Annotated in this window: 1 pseudogene; it reads right to left on the bottom strand. The window is 67.4% G+C overall.

Annotated features, from left to right (window positions below):
• A pseudogene (locus HPC46_RS34225) lies at positions 1–1837 on the bottom strand (helicase); the annotation flags it as partial.
• Positions 1838–2027: the final 190 nt, after the last annotated feature.

Here is a 2027-nt window from a genome sequence, read left to right as displayed (position 1 = left end):
GCATGCTGGCGGTGATCGTCTCCACGACAGCGCGGGCCGGTCCGTCCAACTCCTCCCAGGTCCGGTCCCCGGCCGGGGGCGGGTACACCGTGGCCGGGGACCGCGACCCCGCCGCCTCCACGAAATCGACCTCAGCACGCAACACCATCAGATCCTCCTTACTGGTCGCCGAGGACTGCGCCTGCGGCATCTCCGCGACAGCGGCGCGTAACTCTCTGTCGCGCAACGCCTCTCGAAGCTCACGAGCCGACCGGAAGCCGGTCTCCTGCACCACGAATGGTGTCGGATTGTGGAGCAGAGACCACCCGGGTTCGCGGCTGCGGGCGGTCATGCGGGCCTGCGCCGCCTCGGCTTTCGCCTTTGCTTCGGGGCTTTCGGCGGCCAACCGCAGTTCCAAGGTCAAGGTGGCCAGCTCGGCTTGGCGGTCGGTGAGTTCACCGGTGTGCTCGAACGGGGCCGGTGGATGGGCCAGCAGGTCGGCCAGCTCGGCGCGGTCTTGGTCCAGCTCGCTGATCAGCGTGGCATGCAGGCGTGGCAGGTCCAGATACAGGTTGTCCACCCTGGTCAGCAAGCCGCGCGACTTCGCGCCGGAGGCCTCGGCGGCGGTGGCCATCAGATCGTCCTTCTTAACCTCCACGATCCGCGAGGACGTCGCCAGCCGCAGCAGCAGCGAGTCGTGGGTGAGGTCGCGCGCAGCCAGCAGCTCCACCCCATCGACGGTCACTGCGAGCGGGCTGTACTGCGTGGCACCGCGGTCGCGGCTAGACAGAAACGCCTGCCGGCAGGCCGCGGCCAGCCGCTCGGCGGTGACCGCGTTCTCCGACGCCACCTGACCGCCCACCAACACCGGCGGCGCGGACTTACTGACCGCAAGGGCGGCGGCGCGCTCGGCAACGGGGCGCAGGTCGGCGAGCTGGCGTTCCTTGTGCGGGATGGTGCGTTCGTGGGTGTCCACAAGCCAGTCGCGGCGCCGGATGGCTTCGTAGTGAGCGCGTTCCAGGGCCTGCAAGCGGCGCACCTGTTCGTCGAGTTCGACCTGACGCAGATAGCGGGGGTCACCGGTGGCCAGGGCCTTCGTCTCGGCCGCCGCAGCCCCGATGTCGCCGCCGGAGAGGTCCTCAATCTCGCTGTCGGACACTTCATTGCGGCGCACCTGCTCAATGAACAGGGACTTGGCCTGCACCTTCTGCCACATCACCGTGTCGTAGGTGCCCTCGGTGACGTAGGTGCGGATCTCTACCCCGTCGAGGTTCTGGTTGCCCTGCCGCAGCACACGCCCCTCACGCTGTTCGAGGTCGGCGGGCCGCCAGGGAACATCGACGTGGTCGAGGGCGGCCAGGCGGGGCTGAATGTTCCAGCCGGTGCCCATCTTCTCGGTGCTTCCGATGAGCACCGCCACGTCACCGTTGATGCACTGCTCACGCAGCAGCCCGACCTCATGGGCCTTACGCGCCTCATGGACGAAGCGGATCTTCTCCGCCGGCATACCGCGCGCGACCAGCTCGTCTTTGATGGCCGCGTAGATGGTGAACTGCTCGGGGTCCTTCGACGGGGTGCCGCGGTCGCAGAACGCCACCTGCAGGCAGCCCCGAACCGGCATCGTTTCCCCGGTCTGGGGGTGCCGGTATTCGCGATCGTGGTTGGCGCGGTAGGTCCGCATCATCTCCTGCGCGACCGCTGCAGCCCGGCTGGCGGTGGGCGCATCCAGATGGGCCAACCGGGGATCCAGGGAGGCGTTGCGGCCGTCGTTGGCGATCTTGAGGATGTTGTCGCGCTGCGGCTGCTTGCTGGAGAGGTGGTCGGCGCGATAGCCGAGGTCGGCGATGAAGTCGACCACCTCAATATCGGGTTGCAAAACGACAGACAGGCGCTGCCCTCCGATGAGTGGTGGCAGCTCGACGGTTGCGTCCAGCAGAGTGGTGTACGAGTCGGACCTGATCAGCGGTACCGGCGTGTCGTAGCCGGATGAATGAAGGTCATCGCGTGATTCTTCGAGAGACCCGCGAAAGTCACTCGAGCAAAGGAAT

The organism is Mycolicibacterium vinylchloridicum (assembly GCF_013404075.1).
GTDB lineage: Bacteria > Actinomycetota > Actinomycetes > Mycobacteriales > Mycobacteriaceae > Mycobacterium > Mycobacterium vinylchloridicum.
Note: the sequence above shows the minus strand (reverse complement) of the source record. Positions and strands in the feature narration are given on the sequence as shown.